The following is a 3,146-nucleotide window of genomic DNA, read 5'->3' as shown; positions in this document are numbered from 1 at the left end:
CGCCCCGTGCGCGCACCGGCGCGCCGCAGCAGCAGCGCGGCGGTCAGCCGCAGTCGCGCGGCGGCCGGCCGATCGGCGCGGGCGACACCCGCCGCGGCCGCCCGGCCGCATCCTCATCGCGCCGCTCCGGACGCTGATCGGCTGGACCCCCGGCAGGGAGGGGCGCTTCGGCGCCCTCCTGCCTCGGGGCCGGACCCCGCGAGCAGCCGGCGCGCCGCCCGCGCGGCCACTGCCACGATCGTCAGGGCCCGGTTCCCACTGCCCTGCGACCCTGGGCCGTGCGCCGCGAGGACTCAGCGGCGCAGGCCCAGCCCCTCGGCGCGGGCCAGGCGCCCGTCCTCCTGCGTGACCACGAGGCCGTGCGAGCCGCGCGCGCTGTCGGTGAGGCGGCGGAGCCACTCCTCGTTGATGGCCGGCACGCGGGAGCCGGAGAACTTGAAGTAGAGGTGGCACTCGGGGTGGAGCCAGACGGAGCTGCGCCCGTCGCCCGCGGACAGCGGGTCGAGCCATGACATGGTGAAGCTCTCGCGCCGCCGGAACTGCTGCACGATGACGATCTGCAGGTGGGTCAGCAGGCGGTCGTCGAACGAGACGACCGTGCCGTCGTAGGTCAACGACCCCACGTCAAGCCTCGGTGCCGAACGGGTTGTCGGTCTCGAAGTCCACCGACACGTCGTACGCGGCCATCCTGCTGCGCATCGTGGCGATGGCCTCGGCGTTGTCCGGGTCCGAGAACTCGGAGCGTGTGGTCTCGACGAGCACCGTTCCCGCATTGAGCAGGACGTCGACCACCACCGCCTCACCCTGCGGCGAGAGCGCCTTCAAGCGGACGTGGTCCGCGCTCCCGACGCGGGCGATGAGGGCCGCGTACTCCACGAGCCGGTCCGCTTCGGTGTCTCCGATCAGCAGCGACTTCTCGGCCATCGTGAGGTGGTTCACCCCTCGACCGTATTGAACGTGGACGTATTCCCCTCGGGGGATTGACAGCGACACCCAGGTCGGGCAGGTCACACGGTCGTCGAGCCGGTCGCTGCGGGCTCGGCTGCCTCGGACTCGATGCGCCACAGGATGCGCTGCGCGGCCGCGGCGTAGCGCTGCAGCTCCAGGACGTCGACGCGCTCCGCCCTCCGGGGGAACGCTCCCATGAGGCAGAAGGTGCCGATGACATCGCCCTCGCGCGAGCGGAGTGCCGTGCCGGCGTAGAACGGCGTGTGCGCGACGTCGATGTAGGCGCTGCCGGCGAACCGCGGATCCTTGCGCGCGTTCGGCACGACGAGCGGCACGTCCTGGGCTGCAGCGACGTCACAGTAGGTGAGCTCGCGCGGCACGGAGGCCGGCACCGGACCCGCGCCGGTCGGGAAGTACTGACGGTCGCCCTCGAGCAGGGTCACGAGGGCGAGCGGCACGCCGAAGCGCCGCTTCGCCTCCTCCTCGAGTGCCTTGAGCTCCGCGGTCCCGGTGCCGCCGTGCATGGCGAGCAGGCGCGAGGCGCCCCGCCACGCGAATCCGTCGGCCTCCGTCACGGGCAGGGTGCGGGCGCGGGCGCCCTGAAGCAGCGGAAGGGCGGAGTCGGCGAGGCGGTCCGCCCACGCCGCGTACGTGACCGCCGAGCCGGCCGGACGGCCGATCTCGGTCCGCGGGGCACCGAGGTCCGTGAAGGCGGCGTCGTGCATCGGGGCGAGGAGCTCGCGGGTCCTGGCGTTGAGGCGGTCCGCGTGCCGCTGGCCCAACACACCGGCGAGGCCGCCGAAACCCTGCACGGAGGCGACGGGCTGCACGCCGGCGACGAGGATCCCCGCACCGGGGGCGCGACCCGAGTCCAGATGGGCGAGCAGCACCGACATCGACTGCGACCAGGCCGGCATCGGCGTGAGCCGCACCGCGTCGTTCATGCTCAGCACGAGCACGACGAGGTCGTACGGCCCCAGCTCGCGGCGGCCGAGCCAGTTGAGCGCCGTGGCGACGTTCATGAGCTCGTCGCCCACGTAGTCGACGTCCCAGGGCTCACCGGTGCGCGCGAGGAGGGACCGACCGAGGTGACCCGTCAGCGCGAGCTGGTGGGTCAGCACGCCCCAGCCGTGCGTCGGACCGTTGCCGAGCAGGAGGACACGCCTGGCGTCCTCGGCACCGCTCTCGTACACGGGGCGGTCGCGTGGTGTGGGGGCCATGAGCCGATCCGCGTTGACCTTCGCGTACCAGAGCTGCATGCCTGCGCGGACGACCGGCGTCAAGAGCCCCATGAGGTCAGCGTAGGCACGCCGGGCTCGGCGGTCCTCCCCGAGTTCTGGGGGGTCGACCGGGCGGTCCGCCCCCGGCCCGGCCCGTGCCCGAGGCCGTCCTGAGGGCTAGATTGCGTCCGTCCCGCTTCCCCGACGACAGGCGACGATGCCCGCACGCTCCGATCCCGCTTCCGCTCCGGCGCCCGCCGTGCCGGGGCGCGGATCGCCCGGACGCTGGTCCACGTGGCACGACCGCTTCGTCGTCGAGGTGCGGTTCGTGGACCCGCACGTCCGGCGGCGCCTCTACGCGGCGGCGGCCGCACTCGTCACGGTCGGCCTCGTCTCATTCGTCGGGCTCCTCGTCGCCGTGCTCACCCACACCGGGTTCGAGCAGCTCGACCGCCCCGTCGAGCAGTGGTTCGACGCCCAGCGATCCGGTGATGCGACTCGGATCATGACCGTGCTCGCGGTCGTGTTCGGGCCGATCGGGATGCCCATCCTCGTGCTGGTCGTGCTCGTCACCTGGGTGCTCGTCGCCCGGCACCTCTGGCGCCCCATCCTGCTCTTCGCCGGGATGGTGACCGGCGTCGCCCTGGCGCAGGTGCTCGCGCCGATCGTGCGGCACCCGCGGCCCCCGCTGGCGCAGATGCTGCTCGACCCGGACCGCACCTACTCCTTCCCGTCAGGCCATGTGCTCGGCATGTCGGACTTCTTCCTGCTTCTCGCCTTCCTGTTCGCGAGCCGGATCGGCCGACGCTGGTTCACCGTCGTCGCCTTCACGATCGCCGGGGCCTGCATCGTCGCCCAGGTGGTCAGCCGGCTGTACCTCGGCTACCACTGGCTCACGGACGTGAGCGCTTCCGTCGCCCTGTCACTCGTCGTGGTCGGCGTCGTGATCGCGGTCGACACACGGCGCACGGTCCGTGT

General features: G+C 72.7%; 4 protein-coding genes. 1 reads left to right on the top strand and 3 read right to left on the bottom strand.

The features are described from left to right. Positions 1 to 293: 293 nt before the first annotated feature. The 3 genes from JWQ92_RS03085 to JWQ92_RS03075 all read right to left on the bottom strand — a co-directional run bounded on the left by JWQ92_RS03085 (position 294) and on the right by JWQ92_RS03075 (position 2,240). Positions 294 to 623: an ATP-dependent DNA ligase gene (locus JWQ92_RS03085; RefSeq protein ID WP_297342994.1), complete on the bottom strand. Its 330-nt coding sequence runs from the start codon at positions 621 to 623 to the stop codon at positions 294 to 296. A gap of 1 nt (position 624) precedes the next feature. Beyond that, complete coding sequence (locus tag JWQ92_RS03080) at positions 625 to 939, bottom strand: hypothetical protein (protein ID WP_297342993.1); 315 nt, start codon at positions 937 to 939, stop codon at positions 625 to 627. Between the two features lie 68 nt (positions 940 to 1,007). After that, positions 1,008 to 2,240: a GAF domain-containing protein gene (locus JWQ92_RS03075; RefSeq protein WP_297342992.1), complete on the bottom strand. Its 1,233-nt coding sequence runs from the start codon at positions 2,238 to 2,240 to the stop codon at positions 1,008 to 1,010. A gap of 145 nt (positions 2,241 to 2,385) precedes the next feature. On the opposite strand from JWQ92_RS03075, the gene JWQ92_RS03070 reads away from it, so the two are divergent. Next, positions 2,386 to 3,146, top strand: a 761-nt coding sequence (locus JWQ92_RS03070; protein WP_297342991.1) for a phosphatase PAP2 family protein, incomplete at its 3' end; no start/stop codon positions are given.

The sequence above is a fragment of the Amnibacterium sp. genome (assembly GCF_025463795.1).
Taxonomy (GTDB): Bacteria; Actinomycetota; Actinomycetes; order Actinomycetales; family Microbacteriaceae; genus Amnibacterium.
Note: the sequence above shows the minus strand (reverse complement) of the source record. Positions and strands in the feature narration are given on the sequence as shown.

Bases quoted from the DNA above. Each gene is read 5' to 3' on its own strand.
- JWQ92_RS03075 (WP_297342992.1), bottom strand. From the start codon at position 2,240: ATGGGGCTCTTGACGCCGGTCGTCCGCGCAGGCATGCAGCTCTGGTAC.